Origin of the sequence: Robertmurraya korlensis NBRC 107688, assembly GCF_001591645.1 — a bacterium.
Taxonomy (GTDB): domain Bacteria; phylum Bacillota; class Bacilli; order Bacillales; family Cytobacillaceae; genus Robertmurraya_A.
Genome location: NZ_BCVH01000020.1, coordinates 18,159 through 38,321 on the forward strand (window position 1 = coordinate 18,159; position 20,163 = coordinate 38,321).

Below are 20,163 nucleotides of genomic sequence, written 5' to 3' on the forward strand. Positions count from 1 at the left end.
TTTATCCTAATTATTCCGACATTGAAATTTACAACATACTTTAGTATTTTTTCCATTGTCCTTTTTATTCATTAAATATAGCTAGCGCCGACTAAAGTTCTTAGGCCATCAGACAATCGACATCTCAAAAAAAAGAATAGCATTTCCTTAGCGTGTATACAATGAAAAACCCACAATTGTAGAGGAATTTTCACAGTTTTTTTATTTAACCGCTTACATTTTTACTCATTATATTTAAATTTTCCAACATGAGTTAGAATGGTAAAAATTATCCAACAGCTTAATTTCATACAAACAAAATACTTGTAATCAATAAATTGAAAATGTATGATTTTAGTAATAGTTCATTTGTAACATTTTCTTTCAAGGTGATAGTAGTGATTTATAAAAGACAAGAAGCATTTCGGTTTCAATTTCAACAGCCTATTCATGGGACATTCAAGATTATTAGCATTAATGGTGTCCAAGGTGATGTGAAGTCTGCTATAGCGTATATAGTAGATATTAGCCCCAATGGTATAAAATTCAAATCACCAATTAACCTACCAATTGAACAAAATGATTTTCTTCTAGAGGTTTCTTTTTTGCTAGCCGACCGGTTAATTCGTGTCATAGGAACGCCTAAATGGAAAAAGATTGAAGGCAAAATGTGTGTATACGGATTTACAGGCTTAGATGACAAGGAAACAAAAGAAGAAATCATCAATGTCCTTAAAATACATACAAAAATGATTTACAATGAATCAAAAGTTCAAGATGAAAAGGCTACCTAATCTACATTTAGGTAGCCTTTCCTTATTCTTCGTAAATCATCTTTTTTGTCATTCCTCCATCAATGGTAATATTTGTACCTGTAATGAAGTCGTTATTTACGTCGCTTAAGAATAAACATCCACGTGCAATATCACTTACCTTCCCAACCCTTTTAGATAAATGCTGTGAATGGTCGATCTCACGAAGTTCCTCGTAATGATTGGGTTCAATCCACCCTGGACTTATGCAATTGACTCTCACTTTTTTTTCAGATAAAGTCGCTGCTAATGCATGTGTAAGTGCAACAATTCCACCTTTTGAAGCTGCATATGCTTCTGTATGAGGCTCGGACATAAACGCTCTGGTTGAAGAAATATTAATGATTGCTCCACCTTCTGCAATCACCTTTGCTACTTCTCTTGAGCAGAGGAAAACACCCTTTAAGTTTGTATTGAGTACCTTATCCCACTGCTCCACGGTCATTTCGTAGAAATTAGAAAACAATGAAATACCTGCGTTATTAATCAAGATGTCGACTCGACCGAATTTTTCCATTACATATTTAACCAATGAAATGACTGATTGCTCGTTTAAGACATCTGTTTCAACAAAGTGTACTCTTTCACTATTATAATTCTTTTCTAATCGCTCACCGTTCCCTACATCGTAATCGGCAATTACTACCTTCGCTCCAGCCTCATAAAATGCATAGACGATTCCTGCACCAATTCCGCTGGCACCGCCAGTAACAATCACGATTTTATCTTTGTACATGATTATTCCTCCTGCCTAGCTTCTAGGTTCTTGTAAATACTGATAAATCACATCACCGCTTCTTTGTGCAATTCCTCTAAAGTGTTTAAAATCATCCAGAGAAACAATTACAGCTCTTATTTCTAAAAATTCATCCTTATGTACATACCACTCATTTATTTGTCCACTTCTTAACTTTTCAATCATTTCGGTAATCAGTTCTTTTTCCAAATGTAATCCCTCCGTCTATAATTAATTATATAAAAAATTCCCAAAGGTTTCAAAATCGACTATCCATTCTCTTAAAATCTAAGACTATAATAAATAATTATTAAAATTTACAAAAAATTCTTTACGTATAGGAAAAAGTAGTGCAAAATGTTAATAATATCGTCATCTGGAAGGAAAAGGAGAGAGCGAAATTGAAAAGAGCTGAAGTGGGGAACGTTATCGAATTTAGAGACGGGTTACAGGGTATTGTTGAAAAAGTGAACGAAAATTCAGTAATTGTAGACCTTACTTATATGGACAATTATCGAGATCTTGAATTAGACCAAAGAACTGTTGTAAATCATAAAAACTATAAAGTTATTAAGGAATCTTCATTTTAAAAACTAATGGAAGCGCATTCTGCTAGTTTAGTAGAGTGCATTTTTGTCTCTAAAATAAAAATAGGTTATAATGTGGGAAACCTCTACTTAGAGGTTTCTTCTTTTTTTTCAAACATTTAGTATAACCAAGCATTTGAAAGGAGTCATTATATGCTTCAAAGAAAAATGGATTTGAGAATGATTCTGGCTATTTTACTTGCCCATGTACTATTATTCATTACATTCCAAGAGAAAAGTGTTTTTTGGTACATATACACAGCAACCATGCTGTTTTTAATTACGTATTCGATCCTCCATGAGGAAATGGATGACCAACAACCAGTTGGACTATATATTACCTATGGTGTGTTATCAGGGGTAATGTTGTTTGTTTTATTTTTCCTAGGTAATAGCCTATTACATATGATTGATCTACCGTTAAAGGGATCTGTTGCAAAACTGTATAAACAAATGTCCCCTACCGAAATATGGCAGTACATCGTCTTATTTCTTATTATTATCCCAGGAGAAGAAGTTTTCTGGAGAGGATTTATTTTAAAACGACTTCTTAGAAAAATAAAGTTCGGACCAAGTATCTTGATTTCAACATTACTATATACTTCTGTGAACATATATTCTGGATCAAGTCACCTGATACTCGCTTCGATTGTTGCTGGGTTATTTTGGTCAAGCCTCTATGTTTGGAAGAGAAGCATTCCTTTACTAATTGTGTCACACATTGTGTTTGATTTGATTTTGTTAGTTCTATTTCCTTTAAGGTAACACCAACTTGTAACCTTTCTTACCTACCCCCGTCTAATAGTATGAAGGCTTTCAATTGTTAACTAGGAGGATATAACCTTGAAGAATTATCATTTGTATATAACAATCGGCTTACTCGCTATGGTACTAACAGCTTGTGGAACAACTGAACAAAACCTAGAGGAAGTAAAAAATGGGACATCCCCCCAAAAAGAGGAAGTAATTAGTGACGAAGAAACAGTTCAAGAAGATGCTAATGAAGAAACTAACCAATCAGATACAATGATTCGACTACTTGAAAATCAATTATCGGTTACTGTGAATGGAGAAACAAAAGAAGAGACAGCATTTCTAAAACATAGTGACAATCAAGGATATTCAATGTATATCCTCCCAGAGTATGAACTAACAGCAGAGGAACCAAATAAAGACGTAGTCATGCTTTCTAGCAATGGTGAAATTTTTATGAGAATTGAGCTCTTACCCGAAGATATTGATTGGAAGGCAACCGAACAGACTGTTATCGAACAATTACAAGCTGTAGCTTCTGAAGTGAAGGAAGTCTCACCACCCAAGCTTGGATTTTTTGAATATAGTAAAGTATATGAAGCTAAGGTAAACGGAGAAATCATTACCTCATACCTCTTAAACAACAATGAAGGGGTTATCAAACTCACATCTTTTACAAAAGAAACAGCTGATCATCGTGATCCATTTATTAAAATGGCAGAAACCATAGTTAACAAGGCGAAATAAGACTCAGGGATATTTTCCCTGAGTCTTATTTTTTCACAGAATCAAGTGGTTTCATCCATAAAAGTACGATAAAGATGATAGTTATGTAACCAAACACTGGATACAAATATGAAAGCAATGTTCCGTAATTTACAAAACTACCTAAATATGAAATGGTAAAAATTATGCAAACCCACACCATACTTGGAAGTTTCAAGTAATTATTAAGTTGCTTCTCAAGTCCATATACATTTCCAATGACAGATGTAAAAATCTCTCCATAAATAATAAGTACATAAATCCAATAAAAACCATAGACGAGATTTTTCATTATAGCTGCCATGGGAATTTCGTATAACTCAACATTGGGAAGCATAATTAATGTGGCATGACTAGATAGAAGTATTAACGTTAATGCAGCACCTCCAATAATCCCGCCCCACTTAACCGTTTCTTCATCCTCGATTTCTGCTGCGACAGGAACAAGCACCGCCTGGGCAAGACCAATATTAAAGGCCGTATAAGAAAACGGGTTAACGACAGATTTCCACCCATCCTCAGCTGGAGGGATAAATAAGAGCTGTTCAAGAAAATTAGGTTGCTGAATCGTTATTATAAATAACATAAAACTAAAACAAATCATCATTGGTACTACAAAAGTGTTAACTGCAAATAGACCTTTCGTTCCGACAATCATTACAATAAATGAAAGGGCAATTGTTATAAGTATACCTAAGCTTCTTGAAAGGCCAAGCTGCTCGTGAAAAACAGCTCCTGCACCACTTAACATGACGGCACTAACTCCTAGTAACATAAATAACATTAAAATATTTATAGCTCCTCCTAGATAAGGACCGAACAAAAACGTGTTTAACTCCTGATACGATTTTGCTCGCAATCTGGCAGCAAGACGCATCAACTTGGAGCCTAAAAAGATAAAAATATAACCGCTCATTAAAATCCCTATTAGTCCAATAAAACCGAATCGGGAAAAAAACTCTACGATTTCTTTTCCTGTGGCAAACCCCGCACCAACCACAGTTCCTACATAAACTGCAGCCAGCTGAAACGCTGCCCCCCATTTCTTTTTCACTCCATCTCCCCCTTCCTTTTATTTATATGAGAAGAAGGACAAACAATGACGAGCTTTTTCAGGCATCAGAAGAATATCATATTCCAAAGTAACCTTACAAAATAAGGAAAGTCAAAATACTTGAAAGTCAAAATAGGTCAAAGTATAATTAATTTACAATAGTCAAAGTTAGTCAAAGTCAATATATCTTTAAAGGAGGAAAACGATATGCTTTGTCAAACATGTCAAAAAACAGAGGCTTCCATTACAGTTAGAATGAATGGGAATGAAAAACAGCTACATCTTTGTCAAAGCTGTTTCCAGCATGAGCGAGAAAAAATGTTAACTTCTTTCGGACCAAGCTTATCTGGTTTTCATTCATTTCCTTTTGAATCATTATTTCAGCCAATGAATCCTGATCATATGGATAAACACAAAAAAAATATGGCTCCCCCTAAACAAAACGGTGGGAATGGTGGCTTTATTGATCAATTCGGTCGAAATCTAACAACAATGGCACAAGCAGGACTTATTGATCCAGTAATCGGCCGTGATGAAGAGGTAAACCGTGTCATTGAGATATTAAATAGAAGAAATAAAAACAACCCAGTCCTAATTGGGGAACCTGGGGTTGGTAAAACAGCCATCGCAGAGCATCTTGCAGTCAAGATTTCTGAAGGAAAAGTTCCAAACAAACTTAAAAATAAGCAGGTATATCTTTTAGATGTTGCTTCATTAGTATCAAACACAGGCATCCGTGGACAGTTCGAAGAAAGAATGAAAGGAATAATACTTGAACTTCAACAAAAGAAAAATATGATTTTATTCATCGACGAAATTCATCAACTAGTCGGTGCAGGAAGTGCTGAAGGCTCTATGGATGCCGGAAATATTTTAAAGCCCGCTTTAGCACGTGGTGAACTTCAGCTTATTGGTGCGACAACTTTAAAAGAATACAGAAAAATCGAGAAGGACGCTGCACTTGAGCGCCGCTTCCAGCCGGTTCAAGTTCTTGAGCCAACGACTTCTGAAGCGATTGACATACTCAAAGGTCTTAGAAAAAAATATGAAGATTATCATGAGGTTGTATTTTCAGATGAGGCAATTGAAGCATGTGTGAACCTATCACATCGATACATCCAAGACCGTTTTCTTCCTGATAAAGCGATTGATTTACTCGATGAAGCTGGTTCAAAGCTTAATTTAACAGCGAATTATTCAAATACTGATGTCATCGAAAATCGCTTGAAGGAAATTGCAAAAGAAAAAGAAGAAGCGTTAAAGGAAGAAAAATATGAGATGGCAGCGAAGCTCCGTGAAGAGGAAAAGGAACTGGAACGAAAGCTTGGCCAAGGTGAACCTGGTCATCGACCAATCGTAAAAGTCGAGCATATCCACGATTTAATTGAGAAGAAAACTAGGATTCCTGTCGGGAAACTGGAGCAATCAGAACAAGAAAAGCTCCAAAGCCTCGAAGGCCATTTATCAAGTAAGATTATAGGACAGAAGGAAGCAGTGCAAAAAGTAGTCAAAGCGATTCGCCGAAGTCGTGCTGGATTAAAAGCAAAAGGACGACCAATTGGATCCTTCCTGTTTGTTGGTCCAACTGGTGTCGGTAAAACAGAACTGACTAAGTCATTAGCAGAAGAACTATTTGGTTCAAAAGATTCAATGATTCGCTTAGATATGAGTGAATACATGGAGAAGCATAGTGTTTCTAAATTAATTGGTTCTCCTCCTGGTTATGTTGGACATGAGGAATCTGGCCAATTAACGGAACAGGTAAGACGTAATCCATATAGCATTATTTTACTCGATGAAATTGAAAAGGCTCATCCAGACGTTCTCAATATGTTCTTACAAATACTTGAAGACGGTAGATTAACGGATAGCCAAGGAAGAACGATTAGCTTTAAAGATACGGTTATTATCATGACTTCCAATGCAGGTGTCGGTCATAGAACAGTGAAGGTTGGCTTTGGAAATGATCATCAAGAAAACGAAAGCAATTTAATAACTACCTTAGGGTCATACTTTAAGCCTGAATTCCTCAATCGTTTTGATTCAATTATTGAGTTTTCATCACTACAAGAAGAGGATTTACTTCAAATTGTTGATATCATGATCACTGACTTAAATAACATGCTTACAGAACAACAGATGACGGTAAAAATAACTGATGACGTAAAAAGAAAACTTGCAACATTAGGTTACTCCCCTTCCTTTGGAGCACGCCCACTAAGAAGAGTGATTCAAGACCAGATTGAAGATCAAATTTCAGACTTTATTATTAATGAACCTGACTGTAAAAAATTAATTGCAGTTGTTGAGGACGATACCATTCTGATTAAGAAAGCATAAAAAAAGAGCGAAGCCACATAAATAAATGGCTTCGCTCTTTTTTTATAGCTTTTGATCTTCAATGGAGTTTAACCAAGCTTCGATTTCTCCTACAACAGATTGTACACACCCGTCTTCAAATGGAGAAATTAGGTTTGCTGCTTTTACAAGCTCTGTAAAAGGCATGCTTCCTCCTAAAGTACAAAGATGTAGATAATCGTTCCAAGCTTTTTTATGATCCTCTCGGGAAAGCTTCCAGAATTGGAATGCACAAATTTGTGCTAATGTGTAATCAATATAATAGAAAGGAGTCGTGTAAATATGACCTTGACGCTGCCAGAATCCCCCACCCTCTAAATATTCATTTCCATCATAGTCTTTGTGAGGCATATATTTCTTTTCGATTTCACGCCAAGCTAATTTTCTTTCCTTTGGTGTAGCAGTAGGATTTTCATAAACCCAATGCTGAAATTCGTCTACACTTACTCCATATGGAAGGAATAGAAGAGCCGAGCTTAAATGAGCGAATTTATATTTATCCGTATCTTCTTTGAAAAATAGCTCCATCCAAGGCCATGTGAAAAATTCCATACTCATAGAATGTATTTCAGCTGCTTCGTACGTAGGCCAATTATATTCTGGAATTTCAAAATGACTGCTTGAGTATACCTGGAATGCGTGACCTGCCTCATGTGTCAAAACATCAATATCACCAGATGTTCCATTAAAGTTTGAAAAGATAAATGGAGACTTGTAATTTTCTATATACGTACAATATCCACCACCAGCTTTTCCCTTTTTTGCGACTAAGTCCATTAAATGATTTTCTACCATATACTGAAAGAACTCGCCTGTTTCCTTTGACAGTTCATCATACATCCTTTGTCCATTTTGGGTAATCCACTCAGGGTCACCCTTCGGTACCGCATTCCCTGTTTTAAACTTGAAGTTCTCATCAAAATACTTTAGAGTATCAACGCCAATTCTTTGTCTTTGACGCTCCTTAAGCTTTGTAGCAATTGGCACGATATAATCTTCCACTTGTTTTCTAAATCCTGCCACCATTTCCGCATCATAATCAGTACGATACATCCGGTAATAAGCTAGCTCAACAAAGTTTTTATAACCTAGTTTTTCAGAAATCTCTGTTCGCACCTTGACCAAGTCGTCATAAATTCGATCTAGCTCACTTTCATTTTCTGAGAAATAACTAAAACGAGCTTCACTGGCCTTTTTTCTCATTTCTCGATCCTTCGATTCTGTAAACGGTTCCATTTGAGCTAACGTGCGCTCTTCTCCCTCAAAAGGAATCTTTGCAGCAGCAAGGAGTTTTGTGTATTCAGTCGTTAACTTATTTTCTTGCTGAAGCAAAGGAATGATATCAGGTGAAAAAACCTTTAACTGTGCTTCTGCTAGGGCAAAAAGCTGTTTTCCCCACTTTTCTTCAAGCTCAAGCTTAAAAGGTGAATGAACAAGTGCTTCGTAATATTTAGTAACTAGTCCCTCAACACTGGGTTGAATTTCGTCTATATAATCTTGTTCCGTCTTGTAAAACTCATCATTGGTATCAATAGAATGTCGAATATAAACAAGGTTAAACATCGTACCTAAATCATTACGTAATTTATTTATATCTTTCATTGCCTCGTTTTGCTCGTCTGCAGAAGCTGCCTTTGAAAAAACCTCTATCGCAGCTATAAATTGCCTTTCCACAACCTCAAAATTTGGTCTCTCATATGTATACTGCTCAAATTGCAAAGTGACTCCCCCTTTATTTAAAAATCAAGAAAAACTCTTCTATATTATAACTCAGGCGGCTAAGAAGCACAAAAAAACAAGGCACCCAAGTGGATGCCTTTTCTCACAATTATTTACCATTTTCAATAGATAATCCTAATTTCTTTAACAGTTCTGTTGCTTGATCCTTTTCATCAGCAGTTAGCTCTTTCATTAATTCATGTATTTTCTGGGCATGGTCAGGAAATATATCCTCGATAAACCTCTTTCCTTGTTCTGTAATTTGAGCATACGTTACTCTACGATCGCTAGGACATGCTACTCTAGCTAGTAATGCCTTTTGTTCCAGCTTATCAACTACGTACGTTATACTGCCACTAGCAAGAAGAATTTTTTCTCCAATTTGCTGTAATGGCTGATCACCTTTATGATATAAAAGTTCAAGAACAGCAAATTCTGTTGGGTTTAATCCATATGTTTGAATAAGTTTATTTACATTTTCATTAACTGAGCGATATGCTCTAGATAGCACAATAAAAAGTTTTAAAGATTGACTAATTTCAGCTTCCATGAGTCTCATTCCTTTAAGATCCAATGTATTTACCTGTTTACGATAACATATTTATAATTAAGACTATTATAGAAAAACTAGCTTTGTTCTGTCAAATTCCCGTCTGATCCTGAATTCCTATAAAAACAATACTTCTATAGTGATATAATAAGAAAAAGGTTGTAATCTAAGAGAGAAAAGATTAGTAAAAACATTATAGGCATGGAGCAATTACATGAATAAACACTTACTAAACCTATTTTTATATAGCATCATCGTAGTTCTACCAACTTTAGGTGGCAGTTATATATTTTCTCAGATAGAAAAAGAACAAAACCATTTAGAACAGGTTCAACATGCTGAGTGGGTTGCTTCCATTCATAAATCACACTGGGATCAGTTTATAAGTGAAACCGTCACTTCTCTTCGAACTCTGTCTCTTACCTCAGAGATATATGTAAACAGTCCAGATAAAATGGCCCCATTGCTACGAAAAGCGTTTCAGACTGATCCTAGATACAGCGGTTTGTTCTTATTGAATGAAGAAGGTCGATTGATTGTAGGCTCTAACAATCTACTAGATGACAATCTATACAAGCATTCATATATTCAGGAAGTAATTCGAACAAAGGATATAATAATATCTGCTGATGTAAATACATTAAAAAATAATCAGAAGGTGATTGGACTTGCTTCACCTGTGTTGGATGAGCATGATCACCTGACATTTATCACTCTTGCATTGCTACGGGTCGACCATCTTCAAAACATAATGAAAATACTCACACCTGATACACCTATTGTCATTCTGAATCAGAAAGATCAGGTGATTATTGATTTTGATTCAGAACAATTATTCAAACAAGGTGGTCATTGGGTATCAACGCCTATGAATCAGTTACCATGGATGATCAAAGTGAAGGTCGATGAAGAAGCAGCTCGTAGTAATATTCCGTTTTTAGTTGGAACCATTACTGTGTTCTTTATTTTGACCCATATCATTTTTCTATTAGTTAAATATATATTACTAAAGAGACAATCGATAAAGGAAAGAAAGCAAAATGAGGCACAAAAGCTGGAACTAGTCGGTACATTAGCAGCTGGAACAGCACATGAAATACGTAATCCATTGACTGGAATTAAAGGGCTTGTTCAGTTACTGAGTGAAAAACATAAAGAGGAAGAAGATCAGTTTTATTTTTCGGTAATCAATGACGAAATTAAGCGAATCAATCAAATTGTGAGTGAGTTTCTGATTCTTGGAAAACCAACAGCCATGAAAAATGAGCCGATAGATATAAGGATGATCATATATGAGCTTAAACCGCTTATCTCTTCAGAAGCAAATTTATACAATATTATGTGCCAATATACATTTCCCGAAGAACCGGTAATCGTATTATGTACAAAGGATCAGATGAAACAAGTGATATTAAATCTTACAAGAAACGCATTTGAATCTATGCCTACAGGGGGTACACTTGAAATCAGCATTTCAAAAGAGGGGAGAAAATGTGTCCTTACTGTTTTGGATTCAGGAGTGGGGATTGGAAAAGAAGAACTTGAAAAGATTTTTCACCCCTTCTATACTTCTAAGGCCTCAGGTACCGGTTTAGGGCTAGTAATCTGCAAAAGAATTGTTCAATCGTTTCATGGTGATATTCAGATCTCGAGTATGGAAAACAAAGGAACAACTGTAGATGTGATATTCCCACTATATAAAGAATAGGGAGCCTTGTCAGCTTCCTATTCTTTTTTTCGCCTCCCGAAATAATCATTTCATAAACTCTAGAAATTTAGTAAGATATCATTATATAATTTGGAAATTTCAAAGGAGATTTTTATTATGGCACAGACTGCCACTGTTCAAGAATTGAAAAAACCTGACAGTGCAACAACTTATAAAATCCTATTTATTATTGGCCTATGTCACCTATTAAACGATTCAATCCAAGCTGTTGTCCCCGCGATGTTCCCTATACTTGAACAATCTATGGGACTCAGCTTTACTCAATTAGGAATTATCGGATTTTCTCTTAATATTGTATCATCTATCATGCAGCCCTTTGTTGGAATGATTACAGACCGTAAGCCCATGCCTTTTGCTTTACCAATCGGTCTAACTTTTACTTTAATCGGAGTTCTTGGGCTGGCTTTTGCCCCTAGCTTTTTACTGATTGTCATTTCCGTTCTCTTTATTGGTTTAGGTTCAGCCATTTTCCATCCGGAAGGCTCAAGAGTTGCTTATATGGCAGCTGGTCCAAGAAGAGGACTTGCCCAATCCATTTATCAGGTGGGAGGAAACTCCGGTCAAGCACTAGCACCTTTAATTACTGCACTTATACTTGTTCCTTTTGGTCAAAAAGGTGCAGGTTGGTTTACGATTGTTGCAGCAGTTGCCGTAGGGTTGCTAGTTTATATTGCTTTCTGGTATGCTAACAAACTCAAAATAGATGGCCGTAAGCCAAAACAAAAGCAGGCCAATACACCTTCAGCGTTTTCCTTTCAACGTCAAATTCGCTTCTATTTGCTTGTTATATTGTTCTTAATCTTTGCTCGATCATGGTATATTTCAGGAATCACAAACTATTACGCGTTTTATGCGATTGACAAGTACAGTTTTTCCATACAGCAGGCTCAGCTGTATTTGTTTGTATTTTTAGTTGCAGGAGCTTTAGGTACTTTTTTCGGGGGACCTCTAGCTGACAGGTTTGGAAAAAAAACCATTATCTTTTTATCTATGATTGGATCGGCTCCTATCACCACTTTGCTACCCTTTGTGCCTCATTATGTCGCAGTTGTTTTACTTGGGATAGCTGGCTTTATCCTGATGTCTAGTTTCTCAGTTACCGTCGTTTACGCCCAAGAACTCGTTCCTGGGAAGATAGGAACAATGGCAGGATTGACGGTAGGCTTAGCTTTTGGAATGGGGGCATTAGGGTCTGTTTTTTTAGGTATATTAGCCGATACGATTGGATTGCCGTTAACGATCATTTCAACTGGATTTCTTCCATTACTCGGGTTCCTAACATTGCTCCTTCCATCGGACCAACAAATTGCAGATATATACAAATAAAACGGATAGGGGCTCCCTATCCGTTTTATTTACTAATTCTGTCCTTTAGTTCCTGTTTCTCTTCATCTGTAAAGAAGTTTTCCGCCATCGGAAATAGAACATTTTCTTCTTTAGCGAAGTGATCAACTAAAGTGTAATATGCCTTTTTTATTAGTTCAGCATGCTCCATCATTTCTTTATCTGTATAAGAGCTATTAGATTCTGCTGCCTTTAAAAAAGAACCGATAAATCCTTTTGCTTGATCATGCTCGTATTCCATCACAGCAATTGGTCCACTTTCCCGTCCAATATACTTTTCCATCATGGAAAATAGCACGCCCTCTTCTCTTTCTGAATGGGGCTCTAATTCATGGAAAAAGGCTTTTACCTTTTGAATTAATTCCTGAAACATTGTTTTCCTTGTAGTTTCAACACGTTCAATTTGCTGACATACTTCAAGCAGTTCATCAAGCATAGAAAGCAATGGAGGATGCTCGTTTTTTAACTGCTGTAATCCAGCAGATAATTCTACATTTCTATCCATCATTGAGCTCATACAACCTTGCATTGTCATTTCTCCTTATAATCATTTTGTTACTATGATTATAAAAAAGAAAAAGCCTTTCTGTTGTGATGCTTATCACATTGACACAAAATGTATCTGCTTTTAATATTCTAAAAATTTTAACAATTCGAGAGGTAATTTTTTATGATTACTCATATAATAAAAATATACGAAGTTTCTTTTGTAATCACTTGAAGTAAGGAGGGGTTAAAATGTATCGTTGTAATCTTCAAGAATTTTACCCAACCGCATTTATTCGAATTGGAGAGAATGACCAGTCGATGTTAAAAGGAAGTCCATTCATGTCTGAAGCTTCCGTCCACTGGCTAGTAGCGCTAGACGGTCATCCTAAAAATGGATTAGAAGAATTCTATGTTTGGAATGTTCTAGTCTACCTAGCAGACATTCATGGTAACTTTGAATTAAGCGAACCACACTATTGCACCGAAAGCTACACCTGCTTTGAGCAAGCCTGCAATACAGCTAAGGATCTCATGATAAGTGGACTAAACGACGAAATGATGAAATATACTGTTAGAGTGAGAATAAGCTAAAATACAAAAGAATCAATTTTTGGCTTTTCCTTTTTAAGTTACTATGTGAAATTTTATACATAACGTACTTTATAAAATGATGGAATTCATAGGGGTTTATCGAAGATGTTGGAGTGACGCTCTATGATTGATAGCTATATAAGTTGTTCTCAACGAATTGAATAATGTCTACATGTTGATTATCAGTTGTATTCTTTTCAAGCTCCTTTAACCGCTTTTTTGCCAGCATAACATAGGGCTGCATAGTAAGACGAGCCCCCGCCTCTTTTACAGTTAATTCTCCATTTAAAATATCAATGGCTACCTCTTGAACTTGTACATCATTAGTTAAGTAGTAGAGTATACCAGCTATATACGAAGTTCGATCCATATTTTCTCCTCCATTCTATTAATAGTACCTATATTAATAGTAACGGAACGCTCGTTCGTTTTCAACTATATTATCGGAATCTTCCAATAATTCAATATTCAGACACAAATGAATCTACTTGGTATTTCTAGTTTTATACCAAAACACGAGTGTTTCTCATTCGGACAGATAAACCCATCTCCAATACGAGTTTGATTCAGACATAACAAACAAAGACACCCATCATATCCAATGAAGGTGCCTCCGCTTATCCCCTTATTCGCGCTTACGCTAATCGAAAGACAATTCCATGGCCGCCCTTTGGATATTCCCATTTAATATTTTGATACGGGCATCCGATTCGGCAGCTTCCACATTCGTGACAGCCCTCGTATCCAACTTGCATTCTTGTACCTTCCCACTTGTATACTTCCGCTGGGCAGAATACGGTACAGATTTTATCAGGGCATTTTGTCATACAAACATCGTGGTCAAGCACGGTTAGATGAGATTTTGTGTCACACTTAAAACGCAATAAGTACTGTTTTTCCTCGATTGTTTTCGTTGACATTATTTCACCGCCTTCCAAGCACGATAGACATCTTGAATGACCTTAAATGTTCCTTTTGTCCCTGTCACACTTCTCATAATTTGCTTTTGCTTTTCACGCTTTGGTGTTCCGTCGACCGTAAAGAACTTGCTCATCGCCTGGTTCACCATTGGAATATACTCTTTGAAATACTGCGGATGATGCTCAAATGTATGGGCAGCGTCTTTATATTTTTCTAAATCCTTCATAATAAAGCTATTGTATAGCGCCTCACGGTAACTATTTAAACTAGCCTCACTAAAATCATTTTTTTCCTTCGCACGAATAATGGCTTCAGCTGCCATTTTTCCTGATGCCATAGCCATATTAGAGCCCTCTCGATGGATGGCATTCACTAGTTGCGCAGCATCTCCCACTACTATTACACCATTGCCGGCCACTTTCGGTACAGAGTGGTATCCTCCCTCTGGAATTAAATGTGCCAAATATTCAGCAGACTCCCCACCAGAAAGGAGTGGCTTTACCATGGAATGATTTTTCAAATAATCTAGTAAATCATAAGGCTTTAGCTTTGCTTTTATCATGCTCGATAGGGTTGTGCCTACACCTATATTAATACTTTCCTTATTCGTATAAATAAAAGCCGTACCAAGGTTTCCCTTTGTTGAATCGCCAAAGATTTCAATTGTACAGCCTTGGTTATCCTCAAGGTTAAAGCGGTCGTTAATCTTTTCTTTTGATAGGTTAATAACCTCCATAACAGTTAAAGCGACTTCATCAGGGCGGAATTCTTTATGAAAGCCAAGCTGCTTTCCTAACAGAGAGTTTACGCCATCAGCCAACACAACTACATCCGCATACACATCACCATCAGGACGATCGGTTCGGACACCAACTACTTTCCCATTTTCCACAATGCATTCATTGGCTACTGTCTCATTTATGAGTAATACCCCTTGTTCAACTCCTTTAGCTGCAAACCACTGATCAAACGGAGCCCTTAGTACGGTAAAATTATTGTAAGGCTCTTTCCCCCACTCTAATCCTTTGTATCCAAAGGAGACGGTTGACTCTTTATCCATCATCCAAAAACGTTGTTCAATAACAGGTCTTTCTAAGGGCGCTTCCTTCCAGAACTCTGGTATGATTTCCTCCATTTGCTTCCGATATAATACTCCACCCATCACATTTTTACTACCTGGATACTCACCTCTTTCAATTTGTAGCACCTTCAAGCCATTCTTTGCACATGTATAGGCACATGAAGTACCAGCAGGTCCAGCACCGACCACAATCACGTCAAATTTTTCCGGCATAACTGATTTCACCACCCTTTTCAGTAAGTATCTCTTTAAATTGTTGGATGAGCTTTGGGAGTATAACCAACGCATCCCCAACGATTCCGTATGTCGCGACATCAAAAATAGGGGCACTTGCATCCTTGTTAATCGCGATAATAATATCAGAATTCTTCATCCCTACTACATGCTGAATGGCACCTGAGACTCCAACTGCAAAGTAAACTTTCGGGGTGACCGTTTCACCGGTTTGCCCAATTTGCAACTCATGTGGGAGCCAGCCTGCTTCTACCACGTCCCTCGTTCCACCTACGCTCGCACCAATCACTTCCGCTAGCTCATATATTAATGTGAAATTTTGCTGATCGCCCAGTCCCTTTCCACCGCACACAATGATATGTGCATCCGCTAGACTGGCACTTTTCGATACATCCTTAACTATTTTGAGCACTTTTGTTCTCATGTCCTCCTCATGTAGTTCAATATTTTCTTCAATGATTACTCCCTGTTTCTCACTATCTGGTTCGAGAGCTTTCATTACTTTGGGTCGAACTGTTGCCATTTGAGGGCGATGTTTTTTACATAAAATCGTTGCCATAATATTCCCACCAAAGGCTGGTCTACTTGCCTCTAGTAATCTCTTTTCAAGGTCTACATCAAGCATAGTTGTATCCGCTGTTAAACCCGTACTTAAATCAGTTGCAACTGCACTAGCAAGATCCTTTCCATTTGGTGTCGCTCCGTATAGAAATATTTCGGGTCGGTATTTCTCGGCAAGCAGAATAACACCCTTCATATAAGATTCTGTCCGATAATCCTCTAAGACTGGATGATCAATGACATATACTTCATCTGCCCCATATGAGATGACTTGTTTACAAAGGGCCAAAACATTCTTCCCGAGAAGAACTCCAGCGAGTGAAACTCCTAGCTTATCTGCTAACGTTCTCCCAGCTCCTAGCAATTCTAACGAAACGCCCTCAATCTCGCCTTCATTCTGTTCAATGAATACCCATACTCCACGGTATTCTTTACTCATTTCAAGCACCCCCGTCATCGATATTCAATGTGTATCACTTCACATAAAAAAGCTCTTTTTTCTCTTCAAGTAAGCATGTAATAAGATCTTTTACTTGTTCATCAGCTGAGCCCTCTAAACGCTTCCCACCTTCATGCTTTGGAGGTGTAAACATTTTACCAACGATGGTAGGGGAACCCTTTAGTCCAAGCTGTGTGCGATCCACGTCTTGTAGATCATTAACAGTCCAAACGACAGGTTCATACCTTGCAGCCTTTAACATATTAGGAAGAGGGGAGTATTCAATTTCGTTTATTTCTTTTTCAACTGTCAATAAGCATGGCATTTGTATTCGGAGTAGCTGGTACCCTCCAGAAAGCTTTCTCTTCACTACAACAGTTTGGTCTTTTTCACTAAGCTCTGTCACTTCTATCACGTTTGTTACTGGAGGAATATCCAATCTCCTTGCAATTCCAGGCCCCACTTGTCCTGTATCTCCATCAATCGCATGTTTTCCACAAAGAATCATATCGATCGGTCTGATACTTGCTATTTTTTCTAAAGCCTTAGAAAGTGCATAGCTTGTTGCTAATGTATCCGCACCCGCAAATGCCCGATCTGAAATTAAATATCCCTCGTCAGCGCCAATTTCTAAACTTTTTTTTATGATCGCATTTGCTTGCGGTGGCCCCATGGATAGGACAGAAATATATACATTCTTGATGAGACGCTTCATCCGAACGGCCTCTTGAACAGCATGTGCATCGTAAGGATTTAAAATGGCTGGTGCACTCCGACGATCAAGTGTATTTGTCTTTGGATTAATCTTAATAATCTTTGTATCTGGTACCTGCTTGACGCATACTACAATGTGCATAAAAATCCCCCTCCTTAATGATTTGATGGTAAATCATCTTTATATTTTGCAAAGCTTCGTAATTACGATATATGTATCGTTTTACAAGCATAGTACAAACAAATTAGTTGATATTTTATGCAAATAATTTAATTTTGAATACGCTTTCAAATTAGGTAGAATATGTGAAGTAGATTGCTTACGGAATCTTCATTTTGTATATTTACAGATTTAGACGATGGGGTTTAACGACTATGATGGAATAACAATTATTTTTTGGAAGGGAATGATACAGTACTTATCCATTATAGTTACTATATTAAAAGAAAAACGTAGTTTCCCAAATGATAAAAATCACAGATGTCATGCAATTTTCATATATGTAATTGTGTGACCAATTGCTCTTCCTTATAATAGAGTGTATTACCTAAGTTTTAATTTTTAGGGGGAACCGTAATGAATGACGTTTTGCTCGGAAGTGTTCTCTCTGCCATGTCAACCGGATTAGGTGCAGCGATTATTTTATTTATGCATCGGTCGGTAACGCACCGTTGGAGAGACAGTCTACTAGCTTTTACAGCAGGTATCATGATGGCAGCTTCCACTATGGGCCTAATTCCTGAAGCCCTTAATACTGGCGGTTTTATACCCTTAATGATTGGTATTTTATTAGGGGTAATTACTTTAACTTGGTTAGAAATGAAAATACCTCATATTGATTTACAGCATACGACACAGAAATACGAAATGGAATTTGACGAGAAAGCGATGTTAATTGTTGCGGCAATAACGCTTCATAACATTCCTGAAGGATTATCCGTTGGAGTGAGTTACGCCACAAATGCTGAAGCTAATACGGGAAATCTAATCGCATTTGCAATTGGACTTCAAAATGCTCCAGAAGGATTTTTAGTTGCACTATTTTTAGTGAATCAAAAAATTGAAAAAGGCAAAGCATTTATAGTTGCTACCTTAACAGGTGCAATTGAAATTGTTACCAGCTTACTAGGTTTCTATTTAACTTCCTTTGTTGCCATTCTAGTGCCTTACGGTCTTGCCTTTGCAGCAGGAGCTATGCTGTTCATTATTTATAAAGAGCTAATACCTGAAAGTCATGGGGACGGGAATGAACGAACATCAACATATTCCTTTATTTCTGGTTTACTTTTTATGATTTTGTTAATTGATCTCTTCTCCTAATCGGCATTCGGCATGAGTCATTCATGCCTTTTTTTATGTCCATAGGAAAGGCTTGTCAGTTTTACCTACATAGATATGATTTATTGTATAATAAATAGTAAGATATTTATTAACGGAGGTGACTTAATGGAAAACCAGCTTAATCATGAAGCCATTCAAATGGAATTAGAGAACCATATACAGCATCGAAAATTACCGAAAAAAAGCATCATTAAAAGGGCCATTTTTATTTTTCTAGGTGCCATCCTAATGGCTGTAGGTTTAGAGATTTTCCTCATTCCTAATCAAATTATGGATGGTGGTATCGTCGGTATTTCAATTATATTGTCGCATCTAACCGCTATTAAAATAGGTCTTATTATCTTCATCTTAAATGTTCCATTCTTTTTCATTGGGTACAAACAAATCGGAAAAACCTTCGCACTATCCACACTTTTTGCCATAACCATATTATCAATCGCAACCGTATATCTTCATCCTATTCCCGCATTTACTGATGACATCCTGTTAGCAACGGTGTTTGGAGGGATTGCATTAGGTGCAGGGGTCGGAATAGTCATTCGCTATGGAGGATCACTTGACGGTACAGAAATCCTAGCTATTTTAATTAATAAAAAGGTTCCTTTTTCTGTTGGAGAAGTCATCATGTTCTTCAATATATTCATCTTTGGTACCGGTGGGTTTGTGTTTGGGTGGGATCGAGCCATGTATTCGATTCTAGCTTATTTTATAGCCTTCAAGACGATTGATATCGTTATTGAAGGTTTAGATCAATCGAAATCTGCATGGATCATAAGTGATAAGCATAAAGAAATCGGTGATGCTATTCTGGCTAGACTCGGTAGAGGTGTAACTTTCCTAACCGGAGAAGGGGCATATACAGGAGATGATAAAAAGGTGATTTTCTGCGTCATTACAAGACTGGAGGAAGCAAAGCTCAAGCTCATTGTAGAGGATCTTGATAATAATGCCTTTTTAGCCGTTGCTGACATAGCAGAAGTTAGAGGCGGCAGATTTAAGAAACGAGCTATACATTAACTTATTCCACAAAAAAGGAAGGAGAGATATCGTCTCCTTCCTTTTTAATCTATTTAAACACATAAGATGTTATTAGGCCACATAAACATTGCTTGTTTTCTTATAATCTTTATTTCTTTTTTGCTTTTCTTCTTCTCTTTTGATAAGCATTGATATTCAAAAATCAACTTATCTAGCTCCTGGCTACACTCAATTGTCTCTTCCCCACCTAGACCATTTACTTGCGCAGATTCAATCATTTTCTCTCTCATTTGTTGAATCGTGGCAAGCATTTCTCTGCTATTCTGCTGCACCCCGTTAACCTCCTAATACTCCATAAATCCGCTAAAAATTACATCACTTGATGAATTATTGCAAGAAATCTTATAAAAGTAAATAGAATCGCAAA

General features: G+C 36.9%; 22 protein-coding genes. 10 read left to right on the forward strand and 12 right to left on the reverse strand.

Features of this window, described 5'->3' with window-relative positions; all coding sequences use genetic code 11:
• Window positions 1-377 precede the first annotated feature (377 nt).
• Complete coding sequence (locus BKO01S_RS19180; RefSeq protein ID WP_066058114.1) at window positions 378-773, forward strand: PilZ domain-containing protein; 396 nt, start codon at window positions 378-380, stop codon at window positions 771-773.
• A 22-nt stretch (window positions 774-795) separates the two neighbouring features.
• Here BKO01S_RS19180 and BKO01S_RS19185 read toward each other — a convergent pair whose 3' ends face one another.
• Together BKO01S_RS19185 and ykzS are read right to left on the reverse strand one after the other, a co-directional pair.
• Window positions 796-1,530, reverse strand: coding sequence for an SDR family oxidoreductase (locus BKO01S_RS19185; protein ID WP_066058117.1), 735 nt, complete (start codon window positions 1,528-1,530; stop codon window positions 796-798).
• Window positions 1,531-1,542: 12 nt separating this feature from the next.
• Window positions 1,543-1,737, reverse strand: a complete 195-nt coding sequence (gene ykzS / locus BKO01S_RS19190; protein WP_066058119.1) for a protein YkzS — start codon at window positions 1,735-1,737, stop codon at window positions 1,543-1,545.
• 191 nt (window positions 1,738-1,928) lie between these two features.
• Between ykzS and BKO01S_RS19195 the strand changes: the two genes are divergently transcribed.
• From BKO01S_RS19195 to BKO01S_RS19205, 3 genes are all read left to right on the forward strand, one after another.
• A complete protein-coding gene (locus BKO01S_RS19195; RefSeq protein WP_066058257.1) occupies window positions 1,929-2,117 on the forward strand; it encodes a YkvS family protein in 189 nt (62 codons plus the stop codon).
• A 150-nt stretch (window positions 2,118-2,267) separates the two neighbouring features.
• Entirely contained in the window at window positions 2,268-2,879 is a 612-nt protein-coding gene (locus BKO01S_RS19200) for a CPBP family intramembrane glutamic endopeptidase (protein WP_066058122.1), read from the forward strand.
• 78 nt (window positions 2,880-2,957) lie between these two features.
• Complete coding sequence (locus tag BKO01S_RS19205) at window positions 2,958-3,614, forward strand: DUF8580 domain-containing lipoprotein (RefSeq protein ID WP_066058124.1); 657 nt, start codon at window positions 2,958-2,960, stop codon at window positions 3,612-3,614.
• Between the two features lie 25 nt (window positions 3,615-3,639).
• Here BKO01S_RS19205 and BKO01S_RS19210 read toward each other — a convergent pair whose 3' ends face one another.
• Window positions 3,640-4,686, reverse strand: coding sequence for a YkvI family membrane protein (locus BKO01S_RS19210; RefSeq protein ID WP_066058127.1), 1,047 nt, complete (start codon window positions 4,684-4,686; stop codon window positions 3,640-3,642).
• Window positions 4,687-4,893: 207 nt separating this feature from the next.
• Here BKO01S_RS19210 and BKO01S_RS19215 point away from each other — a divergent pair, with 207 nt between their 5' ends.
• The gene (locus BKO01S_RS19215; RefSeq protein ID WP_066058130.1) at window positions 4,894-7,026 is read left to right on the forward strand and encodes an ATP-dependent Clp protease ATP-binding subunit; all 2,133 of its coding nucleotides are present in this window, start codon (window positions 4,894-4,896) and stop codon (window positions 7,024-7,026) included.
• Between the two features lie 42 nt (window positions 7,027-7,068).
• On the opposite strand, the gene BKO01S_RS19220 is transcribed toward BKO01S_RS19215, so the two are convergent.
• Both BKO01S_RS19220 and BKO01S_RS19225 read right to left on the reverse strand, forming a co-directional pair.
• Window positions 7,069-8,763 (reverse strand): M3 family oligoendopeptidase, encoded by a 1,695-nt coding sequence (locus BKO01S_RS19220; RefSeq protein ID WP_066058133.1) that lies wholly within the window; start codon window positions 8,761-8,763, stop codon window positions 7,069-7,071.
• A gap of 109 nt (window positions 8,764-8,872) precedes the next feature.
• Window positions 8,873-9,322 carry a MarR family winged helix-turn-helix transcriptional regulator gene (locus tag BKO01S_RS19225; RefSeq protein WP_066058260.1) on the reverse strand — a complete coding sequence of 150 codons (450 nt, stop codon included), beginning with the start codon at window positions 9,320-9,322 and terminating at the stop codon, window positions 8,873-8,875.
• Between the two features lie 205 nt (window positions 9,323-9,527).
• On the opposite strand from BKO01S_RS19225, the gene BKO01S_RS19230 reads away from it, so the two are divergent.
• Together BKO01S_RS19230 and BKO01S_RS19235 are read left to right on the forward strand one after the other, a co-directional pair.
• On the forward strand, window positions 9,528-11,021 hold the full coding sequence (locus BKO01S_RS19230; protein ID WP_066058136.1) for an ATP-binding protein: 1,494 nt from the start codon (window positions 9,528-9,530) through the stop codon (window positions 11,019-11,021).
• A gap of 117 nt (window positions 11,022-11,138) precedes the next feature.
• Complete coding sequence (locus BKO01S_RS19235; RefSeq protein ID WP_066058140.1) at window positions 11,139-12,368, forward strand: MFS transporter; 1,230 nt, start codon at window positions 11,139-11,141, stop codon at window positions 12,366-12,368.
• 25 nt (window positions 12,369-12,393) lie between these two features.
• On the opposite strand, the gene BKO01S_RS19240 is transcribed toward BKO01S_RS19235, so the two are convergent.
• Complete coding sequence (locus BKO01S_RS19240; protein WP_066058144.1) at window positions 12,394-12,915, reverse strand: hemerythrin domain-containing protein; 522 nt, start codon at window positions 12,913-12,915, stop codon at window positions 12,394-12,396.
• A 209-nt stretch (window positions 12,916-13,124) separates the two neighbouring features.
• On the opposite strand from BKO01S_RS19240, the gene BKO01S_RS19245 reads away from it, so the two are divergent.
• Window positions 13,125-13,466 carry an SAM domain-containing protein gene (locus tag BKO01S_RS19245; protein WP_066058149.1) on the forward strand — a complete coding sequence of 114 codons (342 nt, stop codon included), beginning with the start codon at window positions 13,125-13,127 and terminating at the stop codon, window positions 13,464-13,466.
• Between the two features lie 121 nt (window positions 13,467-13,587).
• Here the strand turns inward: BKO01S_RS19245 and BKO01S_RS19250 are convergent, their stop codons facing one another.
• From BKO01S_RS19250 to BKO01S_RS19270, 5 genes are all read right to left on the reverse strand, one after another.
• Window positions 13,588-13,836 (reverse strand): hypothetical protein, encoded by a 249-nt coding sequence (locus BKO01S_RS19250; RefSeq protein WP_066058152.1) that lies wholly within the window; start codon window positions 13,834-13,836, stop codon window positions 13,588-13,590.
• Between the two features lie 265 nt (window positions 13,837-14,101).
• Window positions 14,102-14,386, reverse strand: coding sequence for a ferredoxin family protein (locus tag BKO01S_RS19255; protein ID WP_066058155.1), 285 nt, complete (start codon window positions 14,384-14,386; stop codon window positions 14,102-14,104).
• A complete protein-coding gene (locus tag BKO01S_RS19260; protein WP_066058158.1) occupies window positions 14,386-15,681 on the reverse strand; it encodes an FAD-dependent oxidoreductase in 1,296 nt (431 codons plus the stop codon). Before BKO01S_RS19260 ends, BKO01S_RS19255 begins: the two co-directional genes overlap by 1 nt.
• Window positions 15,665-16,702: an electron transfer flavoprotein subunit alpha/FixB family protein gene (locus BKO01S_RS19265; RefSeq protein WP_066058161.1), complete on the reverse strand. Its 1,038-nt coding sequence runs from the start codon at window positions 16,700-16,702 to the stop codon at window positions 15,665-15,667. Before BKO01S_RS19265 ends, BKO01S_RS19260 begins: the two co-directional genes overlap by 17 nt.
• Before the next feature lie 34 nt (window positions 16,703-16,736).
• Window positions 16,737-17,558 carry an electron transfer flavoprotein subunit beta/FixA family protein gene (locus BKO01S_RS19270; protein ID WP_066058165.1) on the reverse strand — a complete coding sequence of 274 codons (822 nt, stop codon included), beginning with the start codon at window positions 17,556-17,558 and terminating at the stop codon, window positions 16,737-16,739.
• Between the two features lie 435 nt (window positions 17,559-17,993).
• On the opposite strand from BKO01S_RS19270, the gene BKO01S_RS19275 reads away from it, so the two are divergent.
• Both BKO01S_RS19275 and BKO01S_RS19280 read left to right on the forward strand, forming a co-directional pair.
• Window positions 17,994-18,737: a ZIP family metal transporter gene (locus tag BKO01S_RS19275; protein WP_066058169.1), complete on the forward strand. Its 744-nt coding sequence runs from the start codon at window positions 17,994-17,996 to the stop codon at window positions 18,735-18,737.
• Window positions 18,738-18,863: 126 nt separating this feature from the next.
• A complete protein-coding gene (locus tag BKO01S_RS19280) occupies window positions 18,864-19,775 on the forward strand; it encodes a YitT family protein (RefSeq protein ID WP_439951056.1) in 912 nt (303 codons plus the stop codon).
• A gap of 53 nt (window positions 19,776-19,828) precedes the next feature.
• Here the strand turns inward: BKO01S_RS19280 and BKO01S_RS19285 are convergent, their stop codons facing one another.
• Window positions 19,829-20,068, reverse strand: a complete 240-nt coding sequence (locus BKO01S_RS19285; RefSeq protein ID WP_066058172.1) for an aspartyl-phosphate phosphatase Spo0E family protein — start codon at window positions 20,066-20,068, stop codon at window positions 19,829-19,831.
• Window positions 20,069-20,163 lie beyond the last annotated feature (95 nt).

Bases quoted from the DNA above. Each gene is read 5' to 3' on its own strand.
- BKO01S_RS19240 (WP_066058144.1), bottom strand. From the start codon at position 12,915: ATGCAAGGTTGTATGAGCTCAATGATGGATAGAAATGTAGAATTATCT.
- BKO01S_RS19280 (WP_439951056.1), top strand. From the start codon at position 18,864: ATGGAAAACCAGCTTAATCATGAAGCCATTCAAATGGAATTAGAGAAC.
- BKO01S_RS19225 (WP_066058260.1), bottom strand. From the start codon at position 9,322: ATGAGACTCATGGAAGCTGAAATTAGTCAATCTTTAAAACTTTTTATT.
- BKO01S_RS19250 (WP_066058152.1), bottom strand. From the start codon at position 13,836: ATGGATCGAACTTCGTATATAGCTGGTATACTCTACTACTTAACTAAT.
- BKO01S_RS19265 (WP_066058161.1), bottom strand. From the start codon at position 16,702: ATGAGTAAAGAATACCGTGGAGTATGGGTATTCATTGAACAGAATGAA.
- BKO01S_RS19235 (WP_066058140.1), top strand. From the start codon at position 11,139: ATGGCACAGACTGCCACTGTTCAAGAATTGAAAAAACCTGACAGTGCA.
- BKO01S_RS19255 (WP_066058155.1), bottom strand. From the start codon at position 14,386: ATGTCAACGAAAACAATCGAGGAAAAACAGTACTTATTGCGTTTTAAG.
- BKO01S_RS19215 (WP_066058130.1), top strand. From the start codon at position 4,894: ATGCTTTGTCAAACATGTCAAAAAACAGAGGCTTCCATTACAGTTAGA.
- BKO01S_RS19245 (WP_066058149.1), top strand. From the start codon at position 13,125: ATGTATCGTTGTAATCTTCAAGAATTTTACCCAACCGCATTTATTCGA.
- BKO01S_RS19230 (WP_066058136.1), top strand. From the start codon at position 9,528: ATGAATAAACACTTACTAAACCTATTTTTATATAGCATCATCGTAGTT.
- BKO01S_RS19260 (WP_066058158.1), bottom strand. From the start codon at position 15,681: ATGCCGGAAAAATTTGACGTGATTGTGGTCGGTGCTGGACCTGCTGGT.
- BKO01S_RS19200 (WP_066058122.1), top strand. From the start codon at position 2,268: ATGCTTCAAAGAAAAATGGATTTGAGAATGATTCTGGCTATTTTACTT.
- BKO01S_RS19275 (WP_066058169.1), top strand. From the start codon at position 17,994: ATGAATGACGTTTTGCTCGGAAGTGTTCTCTCTGCCATGTCAACCGGA.
- BKO01S_RS19270 (WP_066058165.1), bottom strand. From the start codon at position 17,558: ATGCACATTGTAGTATGCGTCAAGCAGGTACCAGATACAAAGATTATT.